Below are 26,205 nucleotides of genomic sequence, written 5' to 3'. Positions count from 1 at the left end.
AAAGTTTACGGAGGTTGGAAGAGTATGATGAAGAAGAAAAACATGATAGCACTCACCTTTATAATCCTTTCATTATTATTGGTTGCATGCAGCAATAATGAAAACATGAAAGAAGAAACAAATAAGGAGTCTTCAAACATGAATTCTGAATCTGAAGAAAGTATGGAGGAAGGTATGAATCATTCAGGATCTAGAGACATTCCGGATAGGTTGGAGGAAGCAAATAACCCAACTTATGAAATTGGTAGCAAAGCGAACATTACAGCAAACCATATGAAAGGGATGGAGGGTGCTGAGGCTACAATCAAAGGGGCTTACCAAACGACAGCATATGTGATTTCGTATACCCCTACTACAGGTGGTAAAATGGTAGAAGACCACAAATGGGTAATTCAAGAGGAAATAGAAGAAGCTGGAGAGCAAAGGTTAGAAGAGGGGATGGAAGTTACTCTTACAGCTTCCCATATGAAAGGTATGAAGAGCGCTAAAGCGACCATCGAATCGGCAAACCCTACTACGGTTTACATGGTAGATTATATGCCTACTACTGGGGGAGAGGAAGTAACCAATCATAAGTGGGTAACAGAGTCTGAACTAACTGTTAATTAGAAAATATTATTATAGTCATTGTTACTTATCATGCACCTATCATGCTTGTAAGATAGGTGCATGAATTGTTTTTATAATTATTTTGTACTGCAATCACTCCTTTGCACAAATTCTCAATATTTCTTTGGTAGAGTATGAACGGATTGCTTTAATATAAGGAAAAGGAGAATCATTACTTGAAAACGAAGTGGTTTACTTTAATAGGAACAACGATTTTACTAATTAGTGCAGGATGTCAGAATGATAAGGAAGCGAAACCAGAAGACAACACTGAAGTGGTTCAAGTCGAAGAGGGAGAAGAAAAGCTTGTTTCATTAAAAGAGTCCAGTTTATATGGCGAATTACAAAATGAAAAATAGACCATGTTCATGGAATTGGATACCCAGGTAATCGTAATGAATTAATGATTGCAACTCATAACGGACCAATTATAAATTTTGAGGGTTCCTGGTATGAAGCAAAAGATAATAAAAATGATTACATGGGCTTTAATGATGTTTCTGATGGCTTTTATAGTAGTGGGCATCCAGGAGAGGGATCTAATCTTCCAAACCCGCTTGGTCTAATTAAAAGTATGGACAGAGGTAAAACGATAGAAGAGTTAGGATTCCAGGGAGAATCAGATTTCCATTACCTTACAGTGGGCTATGAAAGTCATGCGATCTACGCAGTGAACCAGATGGAAAACAGTAAGATGGGTACTGGGGTTTATTACAGCGAAGATGCAAAGGAATGGGAAAAAGTGCAGCTTAACGGAACTCCTAATCAAGTATCAGGAATCGCTACTCACCCAACCGACTCCAATGTCGTAGCTATTACATCACCATTAGGTTTATTTGTATCAAATGATAAAGGGAATTCGTTTGATCGTTTAACTGAAGAAATCAGTGTTAGCTCTGTCACATTCATGGAAGATCAACTGGTTTATGCAACAGAAAATAAGAAGTTAGTTATCCAAAATCTTAAAAATGGAAATGAAACGGAACTCTCTATGCCAGAAGGTGATCTAGAAACAATTGATTATATTGCGGTCAATCCTCAAGACGAGAAAGAAATTGTTTTCCACACAGTTGGTGAATCTATATATCAAACGAATGATAGAGGGGAAAGTTGGAACGCGTTAGTTAAAGATGGTGAAATTATAGAATAAATACTAGGAGTAATACTATGTATGATGTTTTTAATGCATTAAGTCAATTTCTTAGTGGACCTCTGACTACACTGGCATACCAGACTAACTCGATTCCTTTGTTATCAGCTTTTATTCTTGGGGTTCTTGGAGCGACTGCCCCCTGTCAGTTTACAGGGAATATAGGCGCGATTACGTTCTATGGAAATCGTTCATTTCAAAAAGGAATTGCTTGGAGCGAGGTATTTTCATTTATTTTAGGTAAAATCGCCGTTTTCTCGACCCTGGGGTTAATCGTTTGGATCCTGGGCCAAGAATTTCAGCGAAGCCTCACAATGATTTTACCTGTGGCAAGAAAATTCTTCGGACCTCTGGTCATTTTAATAGGCTTATACCTATTAGAGGTATTAAAAATGAACTGGAGTGTAAAGCTTGGTAAAGTTCCAGAAAGATTCTTGAAGAAGGGCAAGTGGGGAGCATTTCTAATGGGAGGAAGCTTTTCATTAGGGTTTTGTCCTACAATGTTTTCACTGTTTTTTATACTACTAATGCCTCTTGTTCTCGCAAGTTCATACGGTGCAGTCCTGCCTGCTACGTTTGCGTTAGGAACGTCATTGCCCTTCATTATTGCGATGTTCTTGATCTGGTATTTCGGATTAAGTGGTACTTTTCTTAAAAGAAGTAGAAAAATTGGAGTTACTTTACAAAGAATTGCGGGAATTATACTTATTGTGATTGGCGTCCTTGATGCTATTACATACTGGTTCTAAAAGTTTTATGAAAAGAGGGAGGGAAATATAGGTGAAAAAGACATTAGTCACAGTTTATACAAGGCCAACTTGAAGTGATTGCCAACAGTTGAAAGAGTTTCTTTCAAATTCATCGATACCTTATGAAGAACACGACTTATCCTCTTCTCCTCATGAAGAAGAAGACATGATCAAACAACTTGGAAATCGAATTGTTCCTGGAATAATCATCACTGTGGTTTCATTATTGGGATTAAAAAGAAAAGAATACAAATTTACCGGTTTTGAAAATAATGAAAAAGAGATTAAGTCTCTTCTTCTTGAGAACCAATAACAAGAGGGGCTGTCAAATGGCAGCCCCTCTTATGTTATTGGTTTTTTATAAACGGATGTTTGGATGTTTACCCCCTAAGGGTATAAAAATTATATAAAGAAAAAGGCTTAAGGTATAATCCGTTCCACTTGACTTATATACCTAACGGGGGTATATTGTAGTTAAGTTAAATAAAAGGAGATGACCACGATGAATAATGATTTGGACCTTGATCTTCCGCTTCAACCGGATAAACAGCCTTCTGAGGACAGAACGGAAGAAGAGAAGCAACAATTACAAAATCGCTTGAAGCGAATAGAAGGACAAATTCGAGGTATTCAGAAAATGGTCGGAGATGATCGTTATTGTGTTGATATCCTTATTCAATTATCAGCTATTCAAGCTGCATTAAAGAAAGTGGGATATACCTTACTGGAGAGGCATACAAAAACATGCGTAGCGAGCTCCATACAAGAAGGTGACGGTGATCATCATATAGAGGAACTGATGAAAGTAATCCAACAATTCTCCAAATAAGAAGGTGATAAAATGGATGGTACAAAAAAAGTTTCATTCGATATAACAGGTATGACATGTGCCACTTGCTCACAGCGTATTGAAAAAGTGCTAAACAAAATGGACGGTGTTGAAGCAAACGTTAATCTTGCGATGGAAAGAGCGGATGTTCAATTCGATGAACAACAAGTAAACGCTTCTGATATCGTAAACAAAATCGAAAAGCTAGGGTACGGGGTTCGTAAAGAACAAGTTGAACTAGACATTCATGGGATGACCTGTGCTGCCTGCTCAACTAGAATCGAGAAAGGGTTGAATCGTACCGCTGGAGTAGATTCAGCATCTATAAACCTGACGACAGAATCCGGGATTGTAGAGTATCAACCGAGCACGATTACGGTAGAAGAGATCATTCAGAAAGTAAAAAAATTAGGGTATGATGCAGTCGTTAAGGAAAATAGAGAAGAGAAGAAATCACATAAGGAAGAAGAAATAAAAAAGAAAAAAGTGAAGCTTGGGATATCGATCTTGCTTTCACTGCCATTACTTTACACCATGATTGCTCATCTTCCATTCGATGTTGCTCTTCCATTACCTGAACTTTTCATGAACCCATGGTTTCAATTCTTATTAGCTACTCCAGTACAGTTCTATATAGGGGCTCCGTTTTATGTGGGTGCTTATCGCGCGCTTATTAATAAAAGTGCAAACATGGATGTACTGGTTGCACTCGGAACATCTGCTGCCTACTTTTATAGTGTAGTGGAAGGAATCCGATTACTACTTACGCCGAGGTATCATCCTGAACTGTACTTCGAAACGAGTGCTATTTTAATCACGCTAATTCTTGTTGGTAAGTTGTTTGAGGATCTTGCTAAGGGTAGGACAACGCAAGCGATCACGAAGCTTCTTAACCTACAGGCGAAAGAAGCTAGTGTTTTAAGAGATGGCGAAGAAGTGAAGGTTCCTGTCGATCAGGTAATAGTTGGTGATACCATTATCGTTCGGCCAGGTGAAAAGATTCCAGTCGATGGGACCGTCCAAAAAGGGAAGTCCTCAGTAGATGAATCCATGATTACCGGAGAGTCGATTCCGATTGAAAAAACGGACGGTGATGCGGTGATCGGTTCCACCATGAATGAAAATGGCACATTAACGATCAATGCAGAAAAAGTAGGAAAAGATACTGCATTAGCAGGGATCATCAAAATTGTAGAAGAAGCTCAAGGCTCAAAAGCACCTATTCAACGAATGGCAGATATCATCTCGGGTATTTTTGTTCCTATCGTTGTAGGAATCGCGGTGGTAACTTTTCTTGTCTGGTATTTATGGGTGAATCCGTACGATTTACCTCAGGCACTTGAAGTCGCGATTGCAGTTCTAGTTATTGCTTGTCCATGTGCACTTGGACTGGCGACGCCTACTTCGATTATGGTCGGCACAGGAAAAGGCGCTGAGATGGGTGTATTGTTCAAAGGTGGCGAATTTCTAGAGGGTACACACCAAGTCGATGCGATCTTGTTAGATAAAACGGGAACAATCACGAAAGGTAAACCGGAAGTGACGGACTTCACTGTTTTTGAAGGAGAAGAAGAAGAGGTATTAGCCACTCTTGTAGCAGCAGAAAAAGCTTCAGAACACCCACTTGCAAGGTCGATCGTCCAATATGGCGAACAAAGACAAATTAAGGTGGATGAAGCAGAAAGTTTCGAAGCGATACCCGGACACGGAATTACATCGATGATCGATGGCAAAAGAGTTCTCATCGGAACTAGAAAACTAATGGAACGCGAGAATGTGGCGTATACTCATCATGAAGATGTGATGGCAGCCTATGAAACAGAGGGAAAAACAGCCATGTTCATCGCCATTGAGCAAAAGGTTATGGGTATCATTGCTGTGGCTGATACAGTGAAAGAAACATCGAAACAAGCGATACAGGAATTACGAGATCTGGGCATTGATGTTTATATGATTACTGGAGATAATAAACGGACGGCCGAAGCGATTGGAAGACAAGTGAATATCACAGGTATATTTGCAGAAGTTCTCCCAGAAGACAAAGCAAATAAAGTAAAAGAATTACAGGATCAAGGCAAAGGAGTCGCCATGGTGGGAGATGGGATCAATGATGCGCCAGCTCTTGCAACGGCTGATATAGGAATGGCAATCGGTACCGGAACAGATGTTGCGATCGAAACGGCCGATGTCACTCTTGTTGGTGGGGATTTAGACCATATTCCTAAAGCAATCAACTTAAGCCGTAAAACGATGAAAAACATTCGCCAGAATTTATTCTGGGCATTATTCTACAACTCTATCGGCATTCCGATCGCTGCACTAGGTCTATTAGCACCTTGGGTAGCCGGTGCCGCGATGGCTTTCAGTTCTGTATCTGTAGTTACGAACTCACTTCGTTTGAAGCGAGTTAAAATATAATTTTATTTTAGAAAGGAGTATTTCAAAATGGAACAAACAACAATTAATATCAAAGGGATGACGTGTAACCACTGTAAAATGGCGGTTGAAGGAGCTTTAACTGAGTTAGATGGTGTATCTGGAGTAGAGGTAAACGTGAAGCAAGGGAAAGCCGACGTTTCATACGATTCATCAAAGGTTACTGTTTCTGAGATGAGTGAAGCAGTAGAAGATCAGGGATATGAGGTGGTATAGCTTAAAAAATTAAAACAAATAAGTATTTAACAATGTTTCAATTCATTCACAGGTTTTTGACATTATTAAAGTATCGTAACAGACAACAAATTATAATGAAGGGAGAAGATAGTCATGAAATTTGATTTTACGCTCAAAACATCTTTAGGAATCGATGAAGTAGTGAGTTCACTTGAAACATCGCTTAAAGAGGATGGGTTTGGAATTCTCTGGGATTTTGATTTAACAGGTAAGCTTCAGGAAAAGGGAATGGATTTTAATACGCCATATCGTGTACTTGAAGTATGCAATCCTAAGGAAGCTGAACAAGTGTTGAACGAAAATAAAATGGTCGGATATTTCTTGCCTTGTAAAATTGTCGTCTACGAAGAAGATGGTGAAACATTTGTTGGTATGCCAAGGCCAACTGCTTTAATTGATTTTATTAACAATCAAAAATTGAGCGACTTAGCGAGTGATATTGAAAAACGTTTAACGACATCCATTGAAACTGCGCTGATTTCCAGTCGATAATGTTAGCTAGCTTATCATAAGAAAGGGAGTAATTTTATTACTTCCTTTTTTTTATGTGAACATTCAGCTTTAAATTAGCGTGTTTAAATCATACAACTTGAGAGGGAAGCTGAATAAGAATTTTGAAAAATAACCCCTCTGATTTTCTGATATCTTTTGTATTTACTGTGAAGTTTCTTTATACTGCACATTCTGTATACTAAGAAATGCACATTTTGTTTTGGAGGCTTAGAAAGTGAAAAATTATAAGAAGTTCAAATAAATAGCGATTCTCTCGAGTAGTGGTTTAATTATTATTTTCGAACTATTTCGTCATAAATTCATGGTAGGTTTAATCAGTCACGACGTTGATTTTTTTATCTCTACTGTTTTGTTTATAGTAGGTGCTATTCTTGTTGGGAATCTAATGTTCAATAAAATTGAAAAGCTCGAAAAAACAAAATATAAAAAGGAAAGAGAAGCAAAGCAAATATTCGATGCAAGCATCGATGGTATCTTTGTGTTCAATGAGAAGGGATACCTCAGTGTTATGAATCCTGGTGCAAAGGATTTATGTGGGCTAGATGAGGGAGAACGCTTTACTTCCAAACATGTCATGGAACTTATCAAAGGAGAAACACTGTTTGAAGATTTTAAGTCAGGGTTTAAGAAGATTAAGGAAGGGTCTTTATTGAAAGCCGACGGGACAAACGTTCCTGTTAGTTACAGTATCACTATACTTGACCATGATGACCCAAATCATAATACGGTAATTACAGTAAGGGATTTATCTTCTAGAAAAGAAATGGAGAATGTAATTAAAACGTTATACCAGGAAACAGCACAGAAGCAGTATGAAACAGAAATGCTATATAAAATTTCAAGAGAAATTCTATCGATACGAGAATTAGCGGAAGATAAAAAAACGCAGCTTGAGGGTGTTCTTGAATTAATAAAAAAATTACTATTAAGTACAAGGGAAAAAGAAATATTAAAGTTAGTCGCTCAAGGGAATACGAACAAGGTCATTGCAGATCAGCTTCATATAAGTCCACATACAGTCAAAAAGCATCTTCAAAACACCCTTTCAAAATTGCAAGTTTCTAACCGTTCTGAAGCTGCTGTTAAAGCGATACAGGAAGGGATCGTGCGAGGTAAGTCTTCAAATTAGTTCAAAGTCTAAGTGATTGAGTCACAATAAATCTAGCTCCATAGTATAGTTACTGACAAAAAGGCTGAGTATATAGCGCTCAGCCTTTCATGATTCATTTAAAATCCGATAAATCCATCGAAGAAACGCCCTGCTAAAAATGAAGTTAACTTTGTCATGAGATCAAAATATAAAAATACACCCATGAACATCATGGTATAACCGCCTATTTTGATAATTTTCCTGTTATATTTTTTAATCCATTTCATTCTGCCAATAAAGAAGGACATGACTAAAAATGGTACCGAAAATCCTGCTATATAAGCGATCATATAAAGTAAGCCCTGACTTGGATTTGAAACGCCCATAGCGATGACCGCTGCCAGTATAGGACCTGTACAAGGGGTCCACCCTGCTGCAAATCCCATACCAATCATACTAGAGCCTAAATATCCAGAAGGACGATTTTTAAAAACAACTTTCTTTTCTCCCATTAGAAAGGCAGGCTTATAAATACCTACGACTACTAATCCAAAGAAGAAAATGATCATGGCACCTATTTCTCTAATTAAGTTGTTGTATGTAATAAACAACGTACCGATTAGGGATGTTGAAAGGCCAAGTACGATGAATATGATGGAAAACCCCAGTAGAAAAAAGAGGGTGTGAAATATTGCTCTTCGTTGTAACATGCCATTTCCTTCTTTAATTTCATCTACAGAAATTCCTGTAATGTATGATAAAAAAGCTGGATATAACGGTAAACAACAGGGAGAAATGAACGAAAGTAGGCCTGCCCCAAAAGCGAGAAATATGCTAACATCGACCATCCCTTCACCTCCAATAATATATGACATCACTTTCAATAATTCAGTCGAATTGGAATGATAGGTTTCTTAGATTCGTTCAACAGCTTCAAACCACTATCTCCCAAAATTATTAAAACGTTAACACAAAGATTACTAAAAAAATGTGGAGAATTTATGCACGATATTTAGGAGTTTAAGGATGTTTCAAGAAGGAGGGGAGTATTTTTTTACTCCTATTTTGGCTCGAATCATCCCCTTTTGAGGTAATGTCGATTCGTGTCACAATCGGTATACTATCGACATAGATCACATTTCACAGGAGGTTGTTTTGTAAGAGCAAGAAATTACTACTTACGATGTTATCCATTCTACTAGTGATTATAGTAGCAGCGTGTTCGAACAATACAAATTCAGAGGCAACATCAAGTGAAGAATCCGATTCTAAATCAGAGCAAACTTCTTCTGAAGAAAAGGTATCAGAAAAAGAGGCTGAAGAGGTTAAGTCTAAAACAGAGAAAACGGAAGATGATGGTAAGAAAATTGAAGTTTCAAGTGTTGAGTTTGGTTATGAACCTTCTAACTTAACGCTTAAATAAGGACAGAAAGTTGAACTAACCCCAATCAAGGAAATGCGTTTCATGACGTAAAAGATATGTCAGTCACAATGAAAGAACAAGAAGAAGGTCATGAAGATGATGGCATGGAAAGTGGTCATAAACACGGGGGCGAGTTCTCTCTACACGTGAGTGCAGAAGCTGGACAAAGCAATAAACTCGGGTTCACTCCTTCTGAAGCAGGCGAGTATGAAATCTACTATAGCGTTGAAGGACATCAAGAAGCAGGTATGGTGGGTAAAATCGTTGTTAAGGAATAAATGTTTATAAATTTTTCTCCTTAATGACTAATGTTCGTGAGGATTAGTTATTTTAAGTTAACCCTATTTTCTCGGTGATATGCGGATGGAAATAGGGTTAACTTTGTGTATGAGATATGTCAAAAAAAACATTTAGGATGCACAGTCTCTGCAGAATTATTCCATATAATACATTCTGCAAGATACTTAACGGAGGTGCATTCATGAAAAAAGCAATGCTATCTTTGCTTTTATTATTACTAATCGTATTAACGGCTTGTGCAGGAAATAATTCTGTGCAAAAGGCTTCAACGACCAACGGCAACAAAGGGAAAGTGGAAGCAAAAAAGGAAGATCTCAATGGAAAGAAAGTGAATGAATTTACTTTGATTGCTGAGGAATCGACCTGGGAATTTGGACCTGATCTGATTCTTCCAGTTTGGACATTTAATGGCACAGTGCCTGGTGAAGAACTGCGCATTAGAGAAGGAGAAGCCATTCGTGTCACACTAAAAAATGAGTTAGAAGAGCCTACGTCTATTCACTGGCACGGTGTTCCTCTCTCAAATAAACAGGATGGTATCCCTGGAGTAACCCAAGACGCAGTATTACCAGGGGATTCGTATATGTATGAATTCGTTGCGAATGAGCCAGGCACATACTGGTACCATTCTCACCAGGAGGGAGTCAAACAACTCGATAAAGGGCTGTATGGTACTCTTATCGTCGAGCCGAGAGATGGCGTTAATGCGGACAAAGATTATACGCTAGTCCTTGATGAATGGGAGTCTGGCGATAGTGAGGATTCTGCTGACCAGAGCATGAAGAATGGTGAAGATAATCATGCTGGCATGGATAACCATGGTGAAGATGATGCAGGAAATATGGATGCGATGATGGGACATGATATGAGCTCTTATGATTTATTAACCATTAATGGAAAAACGTCTGAAAGCATTGAACCAATAAAAGTAATACCTGGTGAAGATGTGAAATTAAGATTTATTAACGCCGGGTACGTCGCACATAAGATGCACATTCCAGTAGACTATCGTGTCACACACGTGGATGGCCAGAAAATAAATAATCCTAAAACACAATCGCCATCTTTAATAGAAGTAGCTCCTGGTGAGCGATATGATATTGAATTTATTGCGGATGGTGATGTAGGGAACTTCACAATTGACAGTCATGGTGAAATAGAAGGAACAGAAACTATGAAAATAGACGTTATTTTTGAAAAAGAAAACTCTTCTAAAATGGCAAACCATCAAGATGATGAGGATAACGTAATAGGCTTTGGCAAGCTTGGGGAAAAGAAAGATGGGCCATTTACCCTAGATGATCAGTTTGATGTAGAATACAATATGGATCTTGGTGTCAAGATGGACCATAAATCTATGGAGATGAATTGGACCATTAATGATAAAACCTTTCCAAATGTTCCACCGTTAAAAGTGAACAAAGACGATAGAGTGAAAGTAACCTTAACAAATAATAGTGAAGATAAATCTGTACACCCTATGCATCTACATGGACACTTCTTTCAGGTTCTAAGTAAAAATGGTAAAGAACTTCAGGGGGGTCCGGTCATGAAAGATACTCTTAATGTTAAACCAGGTGAAACCTATGAAGTTGCCTTTTTAGCAGATAATCCTGGTAATTGGTTATTACATTGTCATGACTTACACCACGCATCTAGCGGAATGATGTCATTGGTGACATATAACAACTTCAAAGAATTCTATCAGAGTAGTGGGGATGTTGAGAATATGCCAGAATAATAAGCATTCATTTGCCTTACCAATGAAGCAAATATCTAACAGCTAAATGTGGCTGTTAGACGTTTGCTTCTTTTTTTGCACCTAACATCTGTCATGGGTATTGTTAACTCTCTATATACTTATAAGAGGACAATCGTTAAGGGGGATTGGAAAATGGGTGTGAGTGCAATTGCAGAAATGACTTTCGCAGTGATTATTATTTTATGGGTTATAAGGGTTGTTTTTACCAATAGATCCAAACTATCGCCAGTCGCAGGTATGATGACAGCTATGTCCTTTGGAATGATGATCGGTTTATTAGGGGGAGTGATTGTAGGGGTTACAAGTTCCCAAGGACTCCTATATGCAACTATAATAGGTGTATTAATTGGATTGATAGGAGGATTCATTACGGGTTTACCGTTTACGATTATGGCTGTTCTTGATGGAAGTTTATCAGGGATGATGGGTGGCATGATGGGAGCTATGCTTGGAGGTATGATTTCATCCAATCAAGTGCCTATTCTGCTAAATTATATGTTTTGGATGTTTATCTGCTTCTCACTTATCCTCATTTACCTTTTATATGATGTGCTCATGATTAAACTACCATTGATGATCAGAAATCCTTTGCTGCTTGTCGCCTTGTTCGGTGTGCTGTTTTATTCGTTTGAATACGTGGACATTGGTAGCCAAGGGGTTAATAATGAGGCTGCATTAAGCCACCATACAGGGCGTGAACATAAGAGTAGTTCAAAACTAGATACGCAAACTATCGTAATAGCTACGGATTTTTCATATTCTCCAACCGCTATTCGAATTGAAGAAGGAAAACCATTCACTCTGATTTTGAAGAATAACGGGGATAGTGAGCATGACTTAGAAATAACAAATTCTGAAGGGGTGCTCGTCCATCTCCATGCCCAGCCTGGAGAGGAAACAAAAGATAACGTGACGTTACCAAGCGGAACCTATAGATATGTTTGCACAGTTCCTGGACATAAAGAAGCAGGCATGTTCGGTAGTATCGTCGTCTCATAGTACTTAATGACTGCTTGATCTCTGAGCATATACTGGATTTATTAAGAGCCAAAGTGATTATTTACAGAGCCTCGTGTTCATGGTGTTGAATTTTAAAATGCACAGTTTCTGCAAAAACACAGGGTATACCCTCTAATGAAGCACATATAGGAGGGGTCGTCATGAAAGTAGAAGAGAAACAGCAATTTGCGCAAGCTCCAGAGGAAATAAATGAATTAGCTTCCTGGAATCTTCAGACGTTAAATACAAAGAATGTAACCAGGATAACAAGCAATGATCCTGTAACAACTTCTATTCTAGTTTCACAAACGATTTGGCCATCTACGCATGCCAACAATAGACCTGGGACCGTTATTCTACTACCACTTGATAAGTGGCAAATCGGTCTTGCATCAGTTGACCTGGTGCATCATCCTAATAATGGACCGATTATGTATTACGACCATAATGAAGTGCCAGTGGATGTTTTAAATGAGGTAACTCGATTAAAACCTAAAGGCAACGTGGAAGATACACAGATTATGATTGTCGGAGATGCTCCAGAAAAAGTGTACAGCCAGTTAGAAGAGTTTAATATCGAGAAGATATCATTTGAAAGTTCAGCTGGGTTTGCGGCTGAAATTGATGAACGTTATGCAACGATTACAAACAGTGAATATCCAAACAGTATCATAATCGTATCTGAAGAAGAAGAAGCAAAGGATTATTCGTTAATCGCATCAAATTGGATCGCTCACATGCAAGAACCTATCTTGTACGTAAAAAAAGACGGTTTACCCGATGAAACGATAAAAGCATTGGAAAAGCGAAATAAAAACGCCAATTTATATCTTTTAGGTCCTGAAAAGATTTTAAGTAAAGAAATAGAAGAAAAACTACGAGCATATGGAGAAGTAAAGCGAATTTCAGGAGAAGAGCCTGTATCCACCTCGGTAGCTTTCGCTAAGTTTAAGGATGAAAAAAACGGGTTCGGGTGGGGTGTCAGTGAACCAGGTAGAGGGGTTTCACTCATCTCTACCGCGAATTCAGACCAGGCTATCCCAGCTGCTCCGTTCTCACACCTTGGTAAACACGCTCCGCTTCTCTGGTTAGAAAATGGAGAATTGACTGAAGAACTATATGAGTTCTTAGCATTAATAAAACCAACTTTCCATGATGACCCTACAAAAGGTCCTTATAATCATGCATACCTTGTAGGTACTGTGCAAGAAGTTTCATTTCAAACGCAAGGTATTATCGATGATAAATTAGAAATCGTTTCCGAATCTGGGCATGGGCATTAATGTATCATTCTAATAATGAAAACTGATTCAGGACTCTTCCTGGATCAGTTTTTTTACGTATTAAGCTATCATTCGGGGGGATTTCAAGAAAATGGTTAAGATAATCAATGGTCCCAAAAATATAAGCTAACAAAGTTTGAAAAATTAATAACTGTTAACGCAAGCAGGTAAATCGTCTTTCGTTGTTTCCGGATGGCAATGAGCTTCTGGATCTTCTTTAGGATCCACTTTTTGAATAATCCACTTGTCTCGACTAAATTGAATAGCAAGGACGATTGCTCTAAATCCAATATCGAGTCCTATCGCGATCCATACTCCCATTAATCCCATGCCTAATTTAATTCCTAATAAGTAAACAAATAATGTTCGAATAGCCCACATTCCGATTCCGGTTAAGTACATCGGAAATTTAGTATTATTTGCTCCCTGAAAAGCACCAGTTAGAATTAACACAGCTGCAAGAAATGGTTGAAAAACGCCGGAAACTTTTAGGGCAGTCCCTATATTTTTAGTAACATTTTGATCTTCAGAAAAGAATGTACCGGCCCATTCCCCTGCAAAAAATAAAACACCACCGAACAGTGTCATCACACCGATAGCTAGGAACAAACTAAGTTTTGCATACTGTTTCGCTTCTTTTAAACGACCTGCACCGATTTGTTGGCCCACGAGGATCGTTGCTGCAGTGGCGAATCCATATCCCATCATATAAGAAAACACCTCGATGTTTCCTGCAATTTGATGTGCAGCAAATACGTTTGTTCCGAGTGTAACAACAAATCCGAAATATATAATTTGTCCTGCCCTCATGATCAACCGCTCACCTGCAGCGGGGCTACCTAATTCCATCAGTTCTTTTAAATGGACGGGATCTGGTTTCCAGTACTCTTTCTTGAATTTCAGAATTTCGGATCTCTGTGTATACAATAGTAGACCTATCGCACCGATCATTCTAGCAACTACTGTTGCGACTGCTGCACCAGTTAATCCGTAAGCTGGAATGAACCAGAGGCCGAATATCAAGATATAATCTAACGCTACATTAATTCCGTTAATGAAGATGCTGACTTTCATTGGAGATTTCGTATCTCCAGCTCCTCTCAGTATTGCGCTGATCACAAACATTAATGACATGAAAACAGATGGAATAGCGACGATTCGAAAGTATGTCGCTCCAGCATCCAGGACATTGTCTTCAATACCCATCAATTTAAGTAATGGTTCAGCAAATAACAAGGTTACGATTCCAGTCAGTAGGCCGAAAGCGATTGAGATTATAATCGACTGTTGAGCAATATGTCTCGCTTTCTCAAACTTATTTGCTCCAATGAAATTTGCGATATAGACGTTAGCTGCTACTCCAAGAGCCATAAATAATGCAAAATAAATAGCCAGTAGGGCATTCGACACCCCAACAGCTGATACTTCGATCAAGCCTAGCTTCGATACGAAATATGTATCAACAAACCCAAGGATCGTTTGAAAGAAATTCTCAATAATCGCTGGTAAAGCAAGTAGTAAGATGATCTTCACTTTCTTTCCATTTGTAGCCTGGTTACTGTCGATTTTCTCCGTATTGTTCATCATCGACATTCTACTGCAACCTCCTTTTTAAAACAAAGCTTGAATTCTTAATTTTTGACTCAGAAACCTACCTTTTACTCGAATAATCTAAATCAACACTTACATAGTGTTTTTAATGTAACGTTTATAAATAACCAAAAAATATGGAGAAACTGTGCATAAACAATGAAATTTCGAAAATAACTAATTATTTTCAATTTCACGTTTTAATCATAACGAATCAGGCAAAATATCCGAGTGTAAACAAACTTTAAGGAGGAATTTGATTATGTCACACGAAAAATATGGATCTATGATAAAAACGCTTCACGAATGTATGACCGCATGTAACCATTGTTACGATTCTTGTCTAAAAGAAGACGATGTTAAGATGATGGCTGAATGTATTCGTATGGATCGCGAATGTGCAGATATTTGTGGATTCCTTGAACAATCACTAGTAAGAGGTACACCATTTGCCGCTGAGCTTGCTCAAGCATGTGCAGCTATTTGTGAAGCGTGTGGTAATGAGTGTAAGAAACATGATCATAAGCATTGCCAGGAATGCGCAGACGCTTGTTTCAAGTGTGCGGAAGAGTGTAAAAAACTAGCAGCATAATAAAACCGCGTACTTAAACAGAAGCTACAACGACCGTTCATGGTCGTTGTAGCTTTTTTATTATGCTATTGGACGTTATTATTAGATAAAATAGTTGGTTAAGCGTGATGCACAAATTCTCGATATACTATTGGTAAGATAAATGTTAAAAGGGGTTAACTATGCGATTCAAACGAAAGAATAAATTAGCGACAAAGCTAGGATTCTTATTTCTAACGAGCATCATTCTTTTAGAAGGTATTCTCTTTGTTGTCTTATATTTTGGTTTTCTAAATCAAAGAGTAATGGTAGAGACTGATTCATTGATCGCTCGTGGAAATAGTCACCGAGATGTTTTAGAGAAGCATTTCGACGAAGCTACGAGAGGTCATGTTGCATTGATGGAATCTGAAGCTGAGACACAGGTTGTTATTACCGATGCTACAAACAAGATTCTAGACCATTCCAATCTGATCACAACAGAAATTAAATCAATCATTTATTCCGTTGATCAAACCGCAGTTGATGGCGGAATTGTTGAGGGGGATTGGGTCAGAGCACCATATGTTTCCACGGTGTCTCCAGTGAAGATTAATGGGGATTCCGTAGGTTATGTGTACATGTTCCTTGATACAGAGGGGATAAGAGATATACGTGATAAATTGACCGTTCAATTTCTCATTGTAACCGGGTTAGCGCTATTTCTAACCGTAATCACTATTATTTACTTGTCGCGGATTATTACAAAACCCCTAATACATATGAAGGAAGCAACTCAGAAGATGAGTAACGGAGAGCATGATGTCTATTTAATTGAGGATCGGAACGATGAACTAGGAGAACTAGCCAGAGCCATTCAAACATTATCAAATGACTTACTTCGTTTAAAGAACGAACGGAGTGATTTTCTTGCAAGTATTTCTCATGAATTACGAACACCGTTAACGTATTTAAATGGCTATGCCGATATTGCGAAACGGAATAATCTAACGTCAGAGGAAAGACACCGTTACCTTACGATTATTAAAGAGGAATCTGGAAACCTTACAAACCTTGTAAAAGACTTATTCGATATGGCAAAAATGGACCAAAAAGGATTCTTAATCGAACGCGAGAAAATTGAACTTTGCTCTCTCATTAATCAAGTCAGAGAAAAAGTAATGCCGGCGTTCGAAAACAAAGAGATAAACTTGTTTACCTCCTGTCAAAAAGAAATAATCATTGCTCTTGATCCAGAGAGGTTTTCTCAAGTATTACTTAATCTCTTAGATAATGCACTTAATTACTCTGAAGAAGGAAAAAGTGTCCGTATTGAAGCCGTCCAAGTAAAGAAGAATCTCCAAATAGAAGTTATCGATGAAGGCGAAGGTATCCCAGAGAAAGATCTTCCATATATTTTTGGTCGTCTCTATCGAGTAGATAAATCCCGATCCCGAAAGTACGGAGGATCAGGACTGGGACTTTCAATCGCGAAGGAAATTATTGAAAAGCATGAAGGAACAATCTCTGCTACAAGCGAGGCCGGCAAAGGCACAACCATCAAAATTGTCATTCCAGGAGTTGAATAACATGAAACGAGTTCTAATCGTCGATGATGAAGAACGAATGGTAGAATTAATTGCATTATTTTTGAAGCCACAAGGGTATATCACTTACAAAGTGAATTCTGGTCTAGAAGCGTTAGACGTGATAAAGGAGAACAAAATCGACCTCGTATTATTGGATGTGATGTTGCCTGAAATGGATGGATGGACGACATGCAAGGAAATTCGAACTTTATCGGATGTTCCCATCATCATGCTGACGGCAAGGGATCAGTCGAATGATATCGTCAAAGGACTGAAGCTTGGAGCAGATGATTATATTACGAAGCCATTCGATGAAGATGTTCTTCTAGCACGAATCGAAGCTGTTTCCAGGAGATTAAGTTCAGTGAATGAAAACATACTCGTTGTTAAAGGGTTGACCTGGGATAAGGACAAGCATACAGTTTCTTATCAAGGGAAAACGATAACAATGACGCCAATCGAATTTAATCTTCTTGGACTTTTCTTGAAGAACCCTGATCGAGTCTTCAGTAGAGAACACCTCATTCAATTGAACTGGGGATTCGAGTCCAGTACAGAAGGCCGTACTATCAATTCCCATATACGAAACCTTAGAGAGAAATGTCGTCAATCTGGATTTCAAATAGAAGAGCATTTAAAAACGATTTGGGGCGTCGGCTATAAGTGGAAGAATTGAGTAAGGATTTGAGAAATACGCAGGAATTTCATTGAGCACACTTATACGTCATCCCAAAAGCTGCCGAATCAGGCAGCTTTTTTGTTTTCACACTTTCTTGATAATTTCTGGGGAAAAAAGAATTGTATTGGAGAGAATAATACTAATTACAAAAGAGAGGGAGGTACATATGGAACACTCACATCATGAACATAATCATAGCGACGCAGAACATAACCATAGTGAGGAGCACGATCATAGCTCACACCACGCACATATGGTAGAAGATTTTAAAAAAAGGTTTTACATTTCTATGCTTATAACGATACCCGTTCTTATTCTATCCCCAATGTTACAGGGGTTTGTTAATATCGACCTCAGGTTCACAGGGGATTTATACATTTTATTTGCGCTTTCAACTTTCATTTTCTTTTATGGAGGTTGGCCTTTTCTGACAGGTGCTTGGAGTGAATTGAAAGACAGGAATCCTGGCATGATGACGCTGATTGGACTCGCAATCGTTGTCGCTTACGGATATAGTTCACTCACAGTATTCGGATTATCGGGTAAGAATTTCTTTTGGGAGCTTGCAACCTTAATTGATATCATGCTTCTTGGACACTGGATCGAAATGAAATCAGTTATGGGTGCATCGAAAGCACTGGAGGAATTGGTTAAGCTCATGCCTTCTGAAGCCCACCGCATCGAGGAAAACGGAGAAATTAAAGATGTACCTACATCTGAACTAAATGAAGGCGATCACGTCCTCATCAAACCTGGTGAAAAGGTGCCAGTAGATGGTGTGATTATCAAAGGGCAATCATCCATCGACGAATCGATGCTGACCGGAGAATCTGTTCCAGTTGAAAAAGGAAAAGAAGATGAAGTAATCGGAGCATCGATTAATGGAGAAGGTTCGTTAACGGTAAAAGTTGAAAAAACAGGCAAGGATAGCTACCTTTCACAGGTCGTAACAATGGTAAAAGAAGCACAAGAATCCAAATCGAAAACGCAGAATTTCTCTGATCGGGCTGCAAAGTGGCTGTTTTACCTTGCGCTTGGAGCAGGTATTTCAACCTTAATCGTCTGGTTGTTACTCGGGTATGATTTTGTGTATGCCCTCGAACGTATGGTAACAGTAATGGTAATCGCCTGTCCTCACGCGTTAGGGTTAGCTGCACCACTTGTCGTAGCGAGATCCACAGCGTTATCAGCGAAAAAAGGCTTACTCATTCGGAACCGCGCTAGTTTTGAAGGCGCGCGTCAATTAGAAGCTGTCGTGTTCGATAAGACAGGAACGCTAACTGAAGGAAAGTTTGGCGTAACGAACGTCATAACTGAAAACGAGAATGAAGATCAGGTCATCCAGCTAGCTGCATCTGTTGAAATGGAATCTGAGCATCCTATAGCACGCGGGATTGTTGAGGAAGCGAATAAAAGGAGCCTTTCAGTTAATGAAGTTGAAGATTTTCAATCGATTACTGGTAAAGGGCTAGAAGGGACAGTTGAAGGTAAAAAGGTGATGGTCGTAAGCCCGGGTTACATGAATGATGAGAAAATCGACTTTCAAAAAGAAACATATTCTGAGCTTGCCGAACAGGGGAAAACGGTTGTTTTTGTATTGATCGATGGCAAATTAGAAGCGATGATCGCCCTGGCTGATATAATTCGAGAAAGTGCGAAAAATGCCATTCAGCAGTTAAAGAACCTAAACGTGTCTTCTATGATGCTAACTGGAGATAACCAGCAAGTGGCAAACTGGGTTGCGGAGCAGTTAGAATTAAATGAGGTTTATGCAGAAGTATTACCACATGAAAAAGCTGATCAAATAAAAAAGGTAAAAGAAAGAGGATTAAAAGTGGCCATGACAGGGGATGGCGTGAATGATGCTCCTGCATTAGCCAATGCAGACCTTGGTATCGCGATTGGCGCGGGTACAGATGTCGCGATGGAAACTGCTGACATCGTGCTAGTTAACAGCAATCCAGAAGATGTAGTTTCTATTATCAATCTCTCGGAAGCAACATATAAGAAAATGATTCAAAACCTCTGGTGGGCAGCTGGATACAATATAATAGCAATTCCACTTGCTGCAGGAGTTTTATATCCCCTAGGTATTGTACTAAGTCCAGCTATAGGTGCTGTTCTCATGTCTTTAAGTACAGTTATTGTTGCGGTTAATGCCAAGTTATTAAAAACTTAAAAACCTTTAGCTCAAGAACTTGGTAGAAAATTCAATAAGCTATCAGAGGAAATACTTTTAAAAATAGCCATAACGTATATATAGCCACGCTGGAGGTATTCAGCGTGGCTTTCTTATTTTATGCTTCTTTAATCTACAAGTTAGATTAGACATTATTAGATTTGGCAACATAGCTTCGCAAAGATGATAAGATGGTACTAATAACTTTTGCATTAAAACAATAGGATAGTCTCATAGTTGTTTATCACCCATATTTGGCAGTCGTTGTTTAATTAATGTGACTATGTATCATGAAATATGGGAGGAAATTATAGATGCTTTTATGGATTCCTAATTATATATATCGAATTCGATTCTTCAACTAAAGGGAGCTATGATTGAACACATCCATCCATACATAAAACGGTTAGTGGCCGCAGCCTCTAACCGTTTTATTTTGTGTTTTTATTGTTATATGTATAGCCAGACAGCCATTCACTTGAACAATTGTGGTTTTGTACTTGAAAACATATAGGCTAAGAGTTGGTTTTTTCATGCTTTTCAGCCACTATAAATTAAAAATTTTAGTATTTTTTGTAAAAGGTTGTTAAATAAGGGGTACTAATCCCTTTATATAGGGTAAGGAGGTTTTATAATGACATTAATTATTTTAGATGCAGGACATGGTGGGAACGACCCAGGTGCCAGCGGAAACGGGTTAATTGAAAAGAACCTCACGTTAGATTTAACCCTGCGTGTGGCGCAACAACTAAGGTGTGACTCGAACTTTGACGTTCAGTTGACAAGGGACGACGATACGTTCATTCCTTTAAGTGAAAGAGCGGATATAGCGAATCGCGCTGGTGCTGATTACTTTGTCTCCCTTCACCATAATGCAGGTGGTGGTACTGGATTTGAAAGTTATGTTTACCCGGGTACGAGTGAAAGCGCAACAGGGCAAAAGCGACATGTCGTTCATACCGCTATTATGGCGTTTTTATCTAATTATGGTGTATCAGATCGAGGGGAAAAGGAAGCGGATTTTGCTGTCTTGCGTGAAACACAAATGTCGGCTGTTTTGCTAGAAAACCTATTCTTAGATTCGTCCAATGATACTGAGTTACTAAAGAAGCCAAAATTCTTACAGGGATTATCTGAGGCGATTGCAAACGGTATACGAGCGGCTGTAAATTGACGGAAATTGTAAGTTCATTTTTTTTACCCTATAATAGAACATATGTTCTGTTTTTATCATGTGTATTGGCCATCTATGAAGGAAATACCGTTTCAAATTAAGCCTCCTTGATAAATATGATGAGAACTCGTAAAGGAGGGATAGATATTGAATTCACAACTAGAAAGCAAGGTTTCACATCAAATGATGGAGAGCTTTTTGAGTCAAGAACATTATCATCACTTGTTCTTGAAAACTGTATCTCATCCGACACAGGCTAATAAAGAACGATTGAATTATGCGTTTAAAGACTTTTATAACGAAATTCGTTTTAAAAAGTATATCTCGACTGCCCTATGGCGACATGCTCGCGATTATTTATCAAAGGAAAAGACGGAGCGTAGGTATTACCTTTTAAAAATGGATCAACCCGTCGGGGGTCAAGAAGGCGATGCCTCACAGCAAACCTCCTATGGGGAACAAAACGCGGCTGAACACGACCAAGAGGTTAGTCAGACAAGTCATTTGCTTGACCACATTGAAAATCCTGAATTATACGGTGCTCTAAAACATCTAACAGCAAGACAGCTACGGATGTTGGAGCTGTATATTCTTCATTATTTGACTCACGATGAAATTGCTGCCTTGCTGGGTGTTTCCCAGCAAGCTGTTTCAAAAACGATAAAACAATCTTTAGCAAAGATTCGGGAACGATTGGAGGAAGGAGAGGAAGGAGAGGAAAGAGATGGAAGCATGGGTCGCTTTAATCGGTAATTTCGGCTTCCCGATCGCAGTGACATTTTATCTCTTATTTAGGTTAGAGCGAAACTTCAATCAACTTGAAGAAATGGTTGTAAATTTAATTCGAGAGATTCAGAGAAGGAAGTGACTAGAAATGGGAGAGCTTTCATATTTGACGCGAGATGCCAAACAACAAAAACCGGAAGCTATGACACAGATTCTTCGCCTTTTCGAACCAAAAATAAAAAAATCAAGTCAATTCGCTCCCGTCGCCTGTCGTGATGATCTGGAGCAAGAGTTGAGAATTCAAATTCTAAAAGTCATCGATCGTTTTGAGGAGAACGAGGCACCCGACTTTTGGCAAGCTGTTCATCAGTTTTGATTGGTTCTACAAATCATAATTTTAATCGTTTTCGAAAAGAGGTTGTCTTTTGATAGAGGTAATTCCTCCTTAGTAGATATAGAGGGATGACGCACCGGAAAACGTTGCGATAACCTACTAATTTATTAAATAAATAATAAAAGGGAGAGGTTCACATGAGTAACATTGATAATCGTACGATACGAGAGGATTCACCGAAAAGGTTTATTGAAACGCTTCAAAGACAATTGATTCGAGAGAATCCTAGCGCGTTACCTCAATACGGGATTGACGGAGAGCTTGGGGACGAAACGACGGAATGGGTAAGACGTTTTCAAGAACGCAAAGGGCTACAAGTAGACGGTGTAGCGGGCCCGCAAACGCTCGGTCGTTTACGCTCCGATATTATCTACCGTCGCGGCGACACTGGTAAAGGGGTTGAGCTACTTCAAGAAGGTTTGATGTATTTCACGGTCGATCTTGCCTATGGTGCTAGTGGGGAATATGGTGCTGGAACAGAACAAGGCGTAAAGGACTTTCAGTATTTTAACTTTTTGGAAGTTGATGGTATTGCCGGACCGACCACATTTAAGAAGATGGATGAACTCTATGAAACAATCATCGTGCAATCAGGAGATGAAGGTGCTCTTGTGCGTCGTATTCAAGAACAACTGAATGAGCAGGATAGTGTAGCTATCTCGATCACCGTAGACGGTGGTTATGGACCCGCAACCATTTCGGCGGTGAAAAAGTTCCAAAACGCAAACGAACAAAAAGTAGATGGGATTGCGGGTCCCGTAACGATGAATGCGCTTGATTTGGAAGCATTACATCCTCTTTCCGGAGATGACTTGGTATCGTTTCTTGAATCAAAAGGGTTCACTGACCAGAGCGTGAGTGAATCGGAAGCTGCTGCGTTTGTCAACGCGCTAGAAAATAGTGCTGGTTACTCAAGTGCAATCTCAGAAAGCAACAAGAGTATCGACAATCCTATTGTTCTTGGTGTTGTTGGTCAGAACAAAGAATTAGCGACCGTAATGGGAGCGCTCGAAAGTAACGAGTATAAAGTGATCTTTAGCACGCTTGATCTAAACACAAAAGAAGTATATTCCATCGGGACATTCGAGCTAGAAGGGGAATCCTACAATGATCGAATTACAGTGAATGTTTATGATGGTGACGGTAATCAAGTTAACCATGTAGAAGATACGTATATTGAATTTATCAATGAAGAAGTCCTTCTCCAACTTACGTTCGCCGAAGGGTTGGAAGAGTCGCGACAAATTCAGGCGATGGATATTGATTTGACTTCGTGTGGTGTATATTCCAGTTTTGCGGCTGGACTTACCAACTACGGCGTGACTCAGACCGCAGCGCTATTAGCAGGAGGGACAGCGCCCGTCTTGGTAACGGTTGCCGGTGGTGTGTTATTGGGGTTAGTATTTTATGAAATCTACTGCTGATGTTCTCTATGATTGATTAAAAAAGGGGCTAATGGCTCCTTTTTCTTTTTTCATGATTCGTACGCCTCCTGATAGGGGAAAAAATCCATAGGGAGGGATTACGATGAACAAAAGACTATTGCTAAAAGCATTGCTTGTTGCGGTTTATGCGTACATTTTAACTTGGATTCTTGAGTTTCTCTTCGATGGCAGCCTTAGTCCTACTTTTAAGTTTTCTATATCTATTTCACTTGCATTTTTTGCATATATACAAATGTATAACAAAGACAAAGACAAGAATAATAGTTGAATCGTAAGCATTATACGAACGGATATGGATTAACAAAAAAAACCGACTCGGTTAAGAGTCGGTTTTTGCGTTACGTAAACACCGGTTGCAGTTCTTAGAATGATTCTTCAATGACGCCTTTTCGAATGAGAGACTTTCTGATTTTGTTCGACTTTGAATTGTTTATCTCAAGCTGCTCTTTGAGCTTAGAGAGTGAAACACCCTCCTTTAAGCCGTCGATGAGGGCAATCTCCCTATCCGTCAGCGGAATGAGTAAGCTCGGAGGCTCGTCGTTTTTCTGAACCTCAAGCTCGATGTATCCGGAAGAAAGGGATTTTTGGAACATCTTTAGGATTTGGATAAACTTCCAGAGCCCTCGTTCGGCTCAGGAGGCGGAACAGGAAACTATATGAACGGATAGGTTTTGAGAAAGAAAGAGAGCAAAAAGACCAATTATTTAGGAACGGTAAATGGCACGGAATTATTTTGATGGCCGTATTTCAACAGAGCTATATTGGCTGATCTTTTGTAATTGGGAGCTTATCTGTTAAAAGATAGACTCCCTCGTTTTTATACAGGACTGTCTAACTCTATTAAATCAATTATTTACTAGTCATTTACAAGTTCTAGTTCAAATAAATCTCTATTCCTACCTCCGGAATTATCCTCTAGGTGGTATATAGAACCGGTTATACTCAACCATAGATTTCCACCTTGAGAATAAAGTTTGAAAAAGAGGTCTGTTGTTTTACCAGACTGATGGTTGACTGTAAAATCTCCCCATACATCAAAATGACAATAGAATCTTGAAGCCTCTTTTTTTTGATCTAGATAAATATATCCTTTGCTATCACGCGTAAAATAAGAATAACCATCGTAATTACATTTTGTCATTCTAATATAATACTGCCCAGGATGGTCTTTAGATTCTTCGAAAACAACAGGGGTGCCAGGATGGGTATCAGTTTGTAACTTAACATAATCCCACTTGGAATGACTTTCATAGGTTAGGGATCGTTTTGTATGTACGAGGTTAACTAGGTATTTCTTATCCTTTTCAATTTCAGTAATAGGCATAGTGTTTACACTCCTTAATTTAGATCGTAGTGTTAAATTATCAGTTGAAAGGGTAGTTGTATTACTTTCTTTTATGGTTGGACTGACATTGTCTAAAGCCTCTGAATCAGAACTTGTATTTGTTGGTAAGTTTAAGAAATAATCTACTACTGATTGTTGCTCTAATACTACTTGAGAAACCATCAGTGTTGATGATGATTTTGGTATTGAGTCTATTTCTGTTTTTTTCGTGTGCCAATTAAATACTTCTATTTGTTTAGTAGTGCTATCCACTTATGCCCCCTTTTGAAAGTAATTTCAAGAATATAATAGCATTTAATTACTGTATTTTGTCATTATTTCAATAAACAGGAAAAACGGTCCGGTCCAATAGTCTTTTATTTATGCAAAGTGATTACCATTATCAAGAGTACGCTATTACTACCGAAGAAGAAACTAAACGATTAATCTTCTTTAATTCTTATATTTAGTGATCTACTATTAAAATGAAGACAGTTGAGGAGGGAAATTTCATTAAGAATAATCATATAAGAGAAAATGGTAAACTCCTTCAAACCAATAAAAAGTTTTCGCAACTGAAAAACACTCAAAAGGAATGGATATCGCTAGAATTGAATAAGCTTTACCATGAAAAGATGAAAGAAAGATATACTACAAGGAAACTACCTGCAGCTGAAAGAGATGCCGTTATTTCGTCCCTCTATGATCAAATTGAAAGTAGGGAAATATGGATTCCATATGCTGAAGTTGAAAATTATACTATAAGCAGAACAAGTAAGATTGTTAAATCATTTAAGAAACAATTTCCCAAGTTGTTTGATGAAATTGAAAGAAAACATAACAGTTGATAGGCTTTACTTTTTGCAAGGCGAATAGTAATTTTAATATATAATGGAATAAATAACTTTAAATGGAAGAAGAGATGACCTTGATTCGTTGCCAATGTGGGAATTTCATAAAACGAGACGATATCGTGATCATGGATTTTATGAATGGTTTAAGCCATTTCACTTGTTTTACACTAGATATAGAGGGACTATATGATATTGGCTATTACGAGACTATAGTAGGTAAATATGAGTTTTTTGAAGAACTACGTAAACTCGATATGTAAGGAAAATAGACCCATGATGATTTGTATCATCATGGGTCTATATTAATCTAATTCTTAAACT

29 protein-coding genes are annotated in these 26,205 nt (G+C 38.5%); 26 read left to right on the top strand and 3 right to left on the bottom strand.

What is annotated here, in order from left to right:
- Positions 1 to 27 precede the first annotated feature (27 nt).
- From ACXADT_RS22165 to ACXADT_RS22120, 10 genes are all read left to right on the top strand, one after another.
- Positions 28 to 609 (top strand): YdhK family protein, encoded by a 582-nt coding sequence (locus tag ACXADT_RS22165; RefSeq protein WP_474835135.1) that lies wholly within the window; start codon positions 28 to 30, stop codon positions 607 to 609.
- Positions 610 to 785: 176 nt separating this feature from the next.
- Positions 786 to 968, top strand: coding sequence for a hypothetical protein (locus ACXADT_RS22160; protein WP_474834840.1), 183 nt, complete (start codon positions 786 to 788; stop codon positions 966 to 968).
- Positions 969 to 1,012: 44 nt separating this feature from the next.
- Positions 1,013 to 1,759: a F510_1955 family glycosylhydrolase gene (locus tag ACXADT_RS22155; RefSeq protein WP_474834842.1), complete on the top strand. Its 747-nt coding sequence runs from the start codon at positions 1,013 to 1,015 to the stop codon at positions 1,757 to 1,759.
- A gap of 17 nt (positions 1,760 to 1,776) precedes the next feature.
- Positions 1,777 to 2,508, top strand: a complete 732-nt coding sequence (locus tag ACXADT_RS22150) for an urease accessory protein UreH domain-containing protein (protein ID WP_474834844.1) — start codon at positions 1,777 to 1,779, stop codon at positions 2,506 to 2,508.
- Positions 2,509 to 2,596: 88 nt separating this feature from the next.
- On the top strand, positions 2,597 to 2,821 hold the full coding sequence (locus ACXADT_RS22145) for a glutaredoxin family protein (RefSeq protein WP_211201530.1): 225 nt from the start codon (positions 2,597 to 2,599) through the stop codon (positions 2,819 to 2,821).
- A 189-nt stretch (positions 2,822 to 3,010) separates the two neighbouring features.
- Entirely contained in the window at positions 3,011 to 3,337 is a 327-nt protein-coding gene (locus ACXADT_RS22140) for a metal-sensing transcriptional repressor (RefSeq protein ID WP_474834847.1), read from the top strand.
- A gap of 12 nt (positions 3,338 to 3,349) precedes the next feature.
- Positions 3,350 to 5,755, top strand: coding sequence for a heavy metal translocating P-type ATPase (locus ACXADT_RS22135; RefSeq protein WP_474834849.1), 2,406 nt, complete (start codon positions 3,350 to 3,352; stop codon positions 5,753 to 5,755).
- A 27-nt stretch (positions 5,756 to 5,782) separates the two neighbouring features.
- A complete protein-coding gene (gene copZ / locus ACXADT_RS22130) occupies positions 5,783 to 5,989 on the top strand; it encodes a copper chaperone CopZ (protein WP_474834851.1) in 207 nt (68 codons plus the stop codon).
- A gap of 114 nt (positions 5,990 to 6,103) precedes the next feature.
- Positions 6,104 to 6,502 (top strand): DUF302 domain-containing protein, encoded by a 399-nt coding sequence (locus ACXADT_RS22125; RefSeq protein ID WP_474834853.1) that lies wholly within the window; start codon positions 6,104 to 6,106, stop codon positions 6,500 to 6,502.
- A 406-nt stretch (positions 6,503 to 6,908) separates the two neighbouring features.
- A complete protein-coding gene (locus ACXADT_RS22120; protein ID WP_474834855.1) occupies positions 6,909 to 7,652 on the top strand; it encodes a response regulator transcription factor in 744 nt (247 codons plus the stop codon).
- 98 nt (positions 7,653 to 7,750) lie between these two features.
- Here ACXADT_RS22120 and ACXADT_RS22115 read toward each other — a convergent pair whose 3' ends face one another.
- Complete coding sequence (locus ACXADT_RS22115; RefSeq protein ID WP_474834857.1) at positions 7,751 to 8,461, bottom strand: cytochrome c biogenesis CcdA family protein; 711 nt, start codon at positions 8,459 to 8,461, stop codon at positions 7,751 to 7,753.
- A 302-nt stretch (positions 8,462 to 8,763) separates the two neighbouring features.
- On the opposite strand from ACXADT_RS22115, the gene ACXADT_RS22110 reads away from it, so the two are divergent.
- The 5 genes from ACXADT_RS22110 to ACXADT_RS22090 all read left to right on the top strand — a co-directional run bounded on the left by ACXADT_RS22110 (position 8,764) and on the right by ACXADT_RS22090 (position 13,380).
- Complete coding sequence (locus ACXADT_RS22110) at positions 8,764 to 9,036, top strand: hypothetical protein (protein WP_474834859.1); 273 nt, start codon at positions 8,764 to 8,766, stop codon at positions 9,034 to 9,036.
- A 56-nt stretch (positions 9,037 to 9,092) separates the two neighbouring features.
- Positions 9,093 to 9,314 (top strand): hypothetical protein, encoded by a 222-nt coding sequence (locus tag ACXADT_RS22105; protein ID WP_474834861.1) that lies wholly within the window; start codon positions 9,093 to 9,095, stop codon positions 9,312 to 9,314.
- Positions 9,315 to 9,517: 203 nt separating this feature from the next.
- Positions 9,518 to 11,077 carry a multicopper oxidase family protein gene (locus tag ACXADT_RS22100; protein ID WP_474834863.1) on the top strand — a complete coding sequence of 520 codons (1,560 nt, stop codon included), beginning with the start codon at positions 9,518 to 9,520 and terminating at the stop codon, positions 11,075 to 11,077.
- Positions 11,078 to 11,230: 153 nt separating this feature from the next.
- A complete protein-coding gene (locus ACXADT_RS22095) occupies positions 11,231 to 12,097 on the top strand; it encodes a cupredoxin domain-containing protein (RefSeq protein WP_474834865.1) in 867 nt (288 codons plus the stop codon).
- Between the two features lie 161 nt (positions 12,098 to 12,258).
- Positions 12,259 to 13,380, top strand: coding sequence for a cell wall-binding repeat-containing protein (locus ACXADT_RS22090; RefSeq protein WP_474834867.1), 1,122 nt, complete (start codon positions 12,259 to 12,261; stop codon positions 13,378 to 13,380).
- Between the two features lie 144 nt (positions 13,381 to 13,524).
- Here the strand turns inward: ACXADT_RS22090 and ACXADT_RS22085 are convergent, their stop codons facing one another.
- Positions 13,525 to 14,964: an MATE family efflux transporter gene (locus ACXADT_RS22085; protein WP_474835138.1), complete on the bottom strand. Its 1,440-nt coding sequence runs from the start codon at positions 14,962 to 14,964 to the stop codon at positions 13,525 to 13,527.
- Positions 14,965 to 15,232: 268 nt separating this feature from the next.
- Here ACXADT_RS22085 and ACXADT_RS22080 point away from each other — a divergent pair, with 268 nt between their 5' ends.
- The 10 genes from ACXADT_RS22080 to ACXADT_RS22035 all read left to right on the top strand — a co-directional run bounded on the left by ACXADT_RS22080 (position 15,233) and on the right by ACXADT_RS22035 (position 23,974).
- Positions 15,233 to 15,562: a four-helix bundle copper-binding protein gene (locus ACXADT_RS22080; RefSeq protein WP_474834869.1), complete on the top strand. Its 330-nt coding sequence runs from the start codon at positions 15,233 to 15,235 to the stop codon at positions 15,560 to 15,562.
- Positions 15,563 to 15,723: 161 nt separating this feature from the next.
- On the top strand, positions 15,724 to 17,109 hold the full coding sequence (locus ACXADT_RS22075) for a sensor histidine kinase (RefSeq protein ID WP_474834871.1): 1,386 nt from the start codon (positions 15,724 to 15,726) through the stop codon (positions 17,107 to 17,109).
- A gap of 1 nt (position 17,110) precedes the next feature.
- Entirely contained in the window at positions 17,111 to 17,785 is a 675-nt protein-coding gene (locus ACXADT_RS22070; protein WP_474834873.1) for a response regulator transcription factor, read from the top strand.
- Between the two features lie 169 nt (positions 17,786 to 17,954).
- Positions 17,955 to 19,967, top strand: a complete 2,013-nt coding sequence (locus ACXADT_RS22065) for a heavy metal translocating P-type ATPase (RefSeq protein ID WP_474834875.1) — start codon at positions 17,955 to 17,957, stop codon at positions 19,965 to 19,967.
- 634 nt (positions 19,968 to 20,601) lie between these two features.
- Positions 20,602 to 21,141 carry an N-acetylmuramoyl-L-alanine amidase family protein gene (locus ACXADT_RS22060; RefSeq protein ID WP_474834877.1) on the top strand — a complete coding sequence of 180 codons (540 nt, stop codon included), beginning with the start codon at positions 20,602 to 20,604 and terminating at the stop codon, positions 21,139 to 21,141.
- A gap of 147 nt (positions 21,142 to 21,288) precedes the next feature.
- Positions 21,289 to 21,894, top strand: a complete 606-nt coding sequence (locus ACXADT_RS22055; protein WP_474834879.1) for a sigma-70 family RNA polymerase sigma factor — start codon at positions 21,289 to 21,291, stop codon at positions 21,892 to 21,894.
- Entirely contained in the window at positions 21,866 to 22,009 is a 144-nt protein-coding gene (locus ACXADT_RS22050; protein WP_474834881.1) for a YvrJ family protein, read from the top strand. Before ACXADT_RS22055 ends, ACXADT_RS22050 begins: the two co-directional genes overlap by 29 nt.
- 6 nt (positions 22,010 to 22,015) lie before the next feature.
- Positions 22,016 to 22,243, top strand: a complete 228-nt coding sequence (locus ACXADT_RS22045; RefSeq protein WP_474834883.1) for a helix-turn-helix domain-containing protein — start codon at positions 22,016 to 22,018, stop codon at positions 22,241 to 22,243.
- A 155-nt stretch (positions 22,244 to 22,398) separates the two neighbouring features.
- Positions 22,399 to 23,685, top strand: coding sequence for a peptidoglycan-binding domain-containing protein (locus tag ACXADT_RS22040; protein ID WP_474834885.1), 1,287 nt, complete (start codon positions 22,399 to 22,401; stop codon positions 23,683 to 23,685).
- A gap of 103 nt (positions 23,686 to 23,788) precedes the next feature.
- Positions 23,789 to 23,974 carry a hypothetical protein gene (locus ACXADT_RS22035; RefSeq protein WP_474834886.1) on the top strand — a complete coding sequence of 62 codons (186 nt, stop codon included), beginning with the start codon at positions 23,789 to 23,791 and terminating at the stop codon, positions 23,972 to 23,974.
- A 588-nt stretch (positions 23,975 to 24,562) separates the two neighbouring features.
- Here the strand turns inward: ACXADT_RS22035 and ACXADT_RS22030 are convergent.
- Complete coding sequence (locus tag ACXADT_RS22030; RefSeq protein ID WP_474834888.1) at positions 24,563 to 25,303, bottom strand: hypothetical protein; 741 nt, start codon at positions 25,301 to 25,303, stop codon at positions 24,563 to 24,565.
- Positions 25,304 to 25,515: 212 nt separating this feature from the next.
- Here ACXADT_RS22030 and ACXADT_RS22025 point away from each other — a divergent pair, with 212 nt between their 5' ends.
- On the top strand, positions 25,516 to 25,878 hold the full coding sequence (locus ACXADT_RS22025) for a hypothetical protein (RefSeq protein WP_474834890.1): 363 nt from the start codon (positions 25,516 to 25,518) through the stop codon (positions 25,876 to 25,878).
- Positions 25,879 to 26,205 lie beyond the last annotated feature (327 nt).

This window comes from Anaerobacillus sp. ABR4_321 (assembly GCF_056158505.1).
This window is presented reverse-complemented; position numbering and strand designations above follow the sequence as displayed.

Bases quoted from the DNA above. Each gene is read 5' to 3' on its own strand.
- ACXADT_RS22075 (WP_474834871.1), top strand. From the start codon at position 15,724: ATGCGATTCAAACGAAAGAATAAATTAGCGACAAAGCTAGGATTCTTA.
- ACXADT_RS22100 (WP_474834863.1), top strand. From the start codon at position 9,518: ATGAAAAAAGCAATGCTATCTTTGCTTTTATTATTACTAATCGTATTA.
- ACXADT_RS22085 (WP_474835138.1), bottom strand. From the start codon at position 14,964: ATGAACAATACGGAGAAAATCGACAGTAACCAGGCTACAAATGGAAAG.
- ACXADT_RS22150 (WP_474834844.1), top strand. From the start codon at position 1,777: ATGTATGATGTTTTTAATGCATTAAGTCAATTTCTTAGTGGACCTCTG.
- ACXADT_RS22115 (WP_474834857.1), bottom strand. From the start codon at position 8,461: ATGGTCGATGTTAGCATATTTCTCGCTTTTGGGGCAGGCCTACTTTCG.
- ACXADT_RS22040 (WP_474834885.1), top strand. From the start codon at position 22,399: ATGAGTAACATTGATAATCGTACGATACGAGAGGATTCACCGAAAAGG.
- ACXADT_RS22165 (WP_474835135.1), top strand. From the start codon at position 28: ATGAAGAAGAAAAACATGATAGCACTCACCTTTATAATCCTTTCATTA.
- ACXADT_RS22050 (WP_474834881.1), top strand. From the start codon at position 21,866: ATGGAAGCATGGGTCGCTTTAATCGGTAATTTCGGCTTCCCGATCGCA.
- ACXADT_RS22060 (WP_474834877.1), top strand. From the start codon at position 20,602: ATGACATTAATTATTTTAGATGCAGGACATGGTGGGAACGACCCAGGT.
- copZ (WP_474834851.1), top strand. From the start codon at position 5,783: ATGGAACAAACAACAATTAATATCAAAGGGATGACGTGTAACCACTGT.
- ACXADT_RS22045 (WP_474834883.1), top strand. From the start codon at position 22,016: ATGGGAGAGCTTTCATATTTGACGCGAGATGCCAAACAACAAAAACCG.
- ACXADT_RS22155 (WP_474834842.1), top strand. From the start codon at position 1,013: ATGATTGCAACTCATAACGGACCAATTATAAATTTTGAGGGTTCCTGG.
- ACXADT_RS22070 (WP_474834873.1), top strand. From the start codon at position 17,111: ATGAAACGAGTTCTAATCGTCGATGATGAAGAACGAATGGTAGAATTA.
- ACXADT_RS22035 (WP_474834886.1), top strand. From the start codon at position 23,789: ATGAACAAAAGACTATTGCTAAAAGCATTGCTTGTTGCGGTTTATGCG.
- ACXADT_RS22090 (WP_474834867.1), top strand. From the start codon at position 12,259: ATGAAAGTAGAAGAGAAACAGCAATTTGCGCAAGCTCCAGAGGAAATA.
- ACXADT_RS22080 (WP_474834869.1), top strand. From the start codon at position 15,233: ATGTCACACGAAAAATATGGATCTATGATAAAAACGCTTCACGAATGT.
- ACXADT_RS22120 (WP_474834855.1), top strand. From the start codon at position 6,909: ATGTTCAATAAAATTGAAAAGCTCGAAAAAACAAAATATAAAAAGGAA.
- ACXADT_RS22095 (WP_474834865.1), top strand. From the start codon at position 11,231: ATGGGTGTGAGTGCAATTGCAGAAATGACTTTCGCAGTGATTATTATT.
- ACXADT_RS22125 (WP_474834853.1), top strand. From the start codon at position 6,104: ATGAAATTTGATTTTACGCTCAAAACATCTTTAGGAATCGATGAAGTA.
- ACXADT_RS22065 (WP_474834875.1), top strand. From the start codon at position 17,955: ATGGAACACTCACATCATGAACATAATCATAGCGACGCAGAACATAAC.
- ACXADT_RS22140 (WP_474834847.1), top strand. From the start codon at position 3,011: ATGAATAATGATTTGGACCTTGATCTTCCGCTTCAACCGGATAAACAG.
- ACXADT_RS22135 (WP_474834849.1), top strand. From the start codon at position 3,350: ATGGATGGTACAAAAAAAGTTTCATTCGATATAACAGGTATGACATGT.
- ACXADT_RS22025 (WP_474834890.1), top strand. From the start codon at position 25,516: ATGAAGACAGTTGAGGAGGGAAATTTCATTAAGAATAATCATATAAGA.
- ACXADT_RS22105 (WP_474834861.1), top strand. From the start codon at position 9,093: ATGTCAGTCACAATGAAAGAACAAGAAGAAGGTCATGAAGATGATGGC.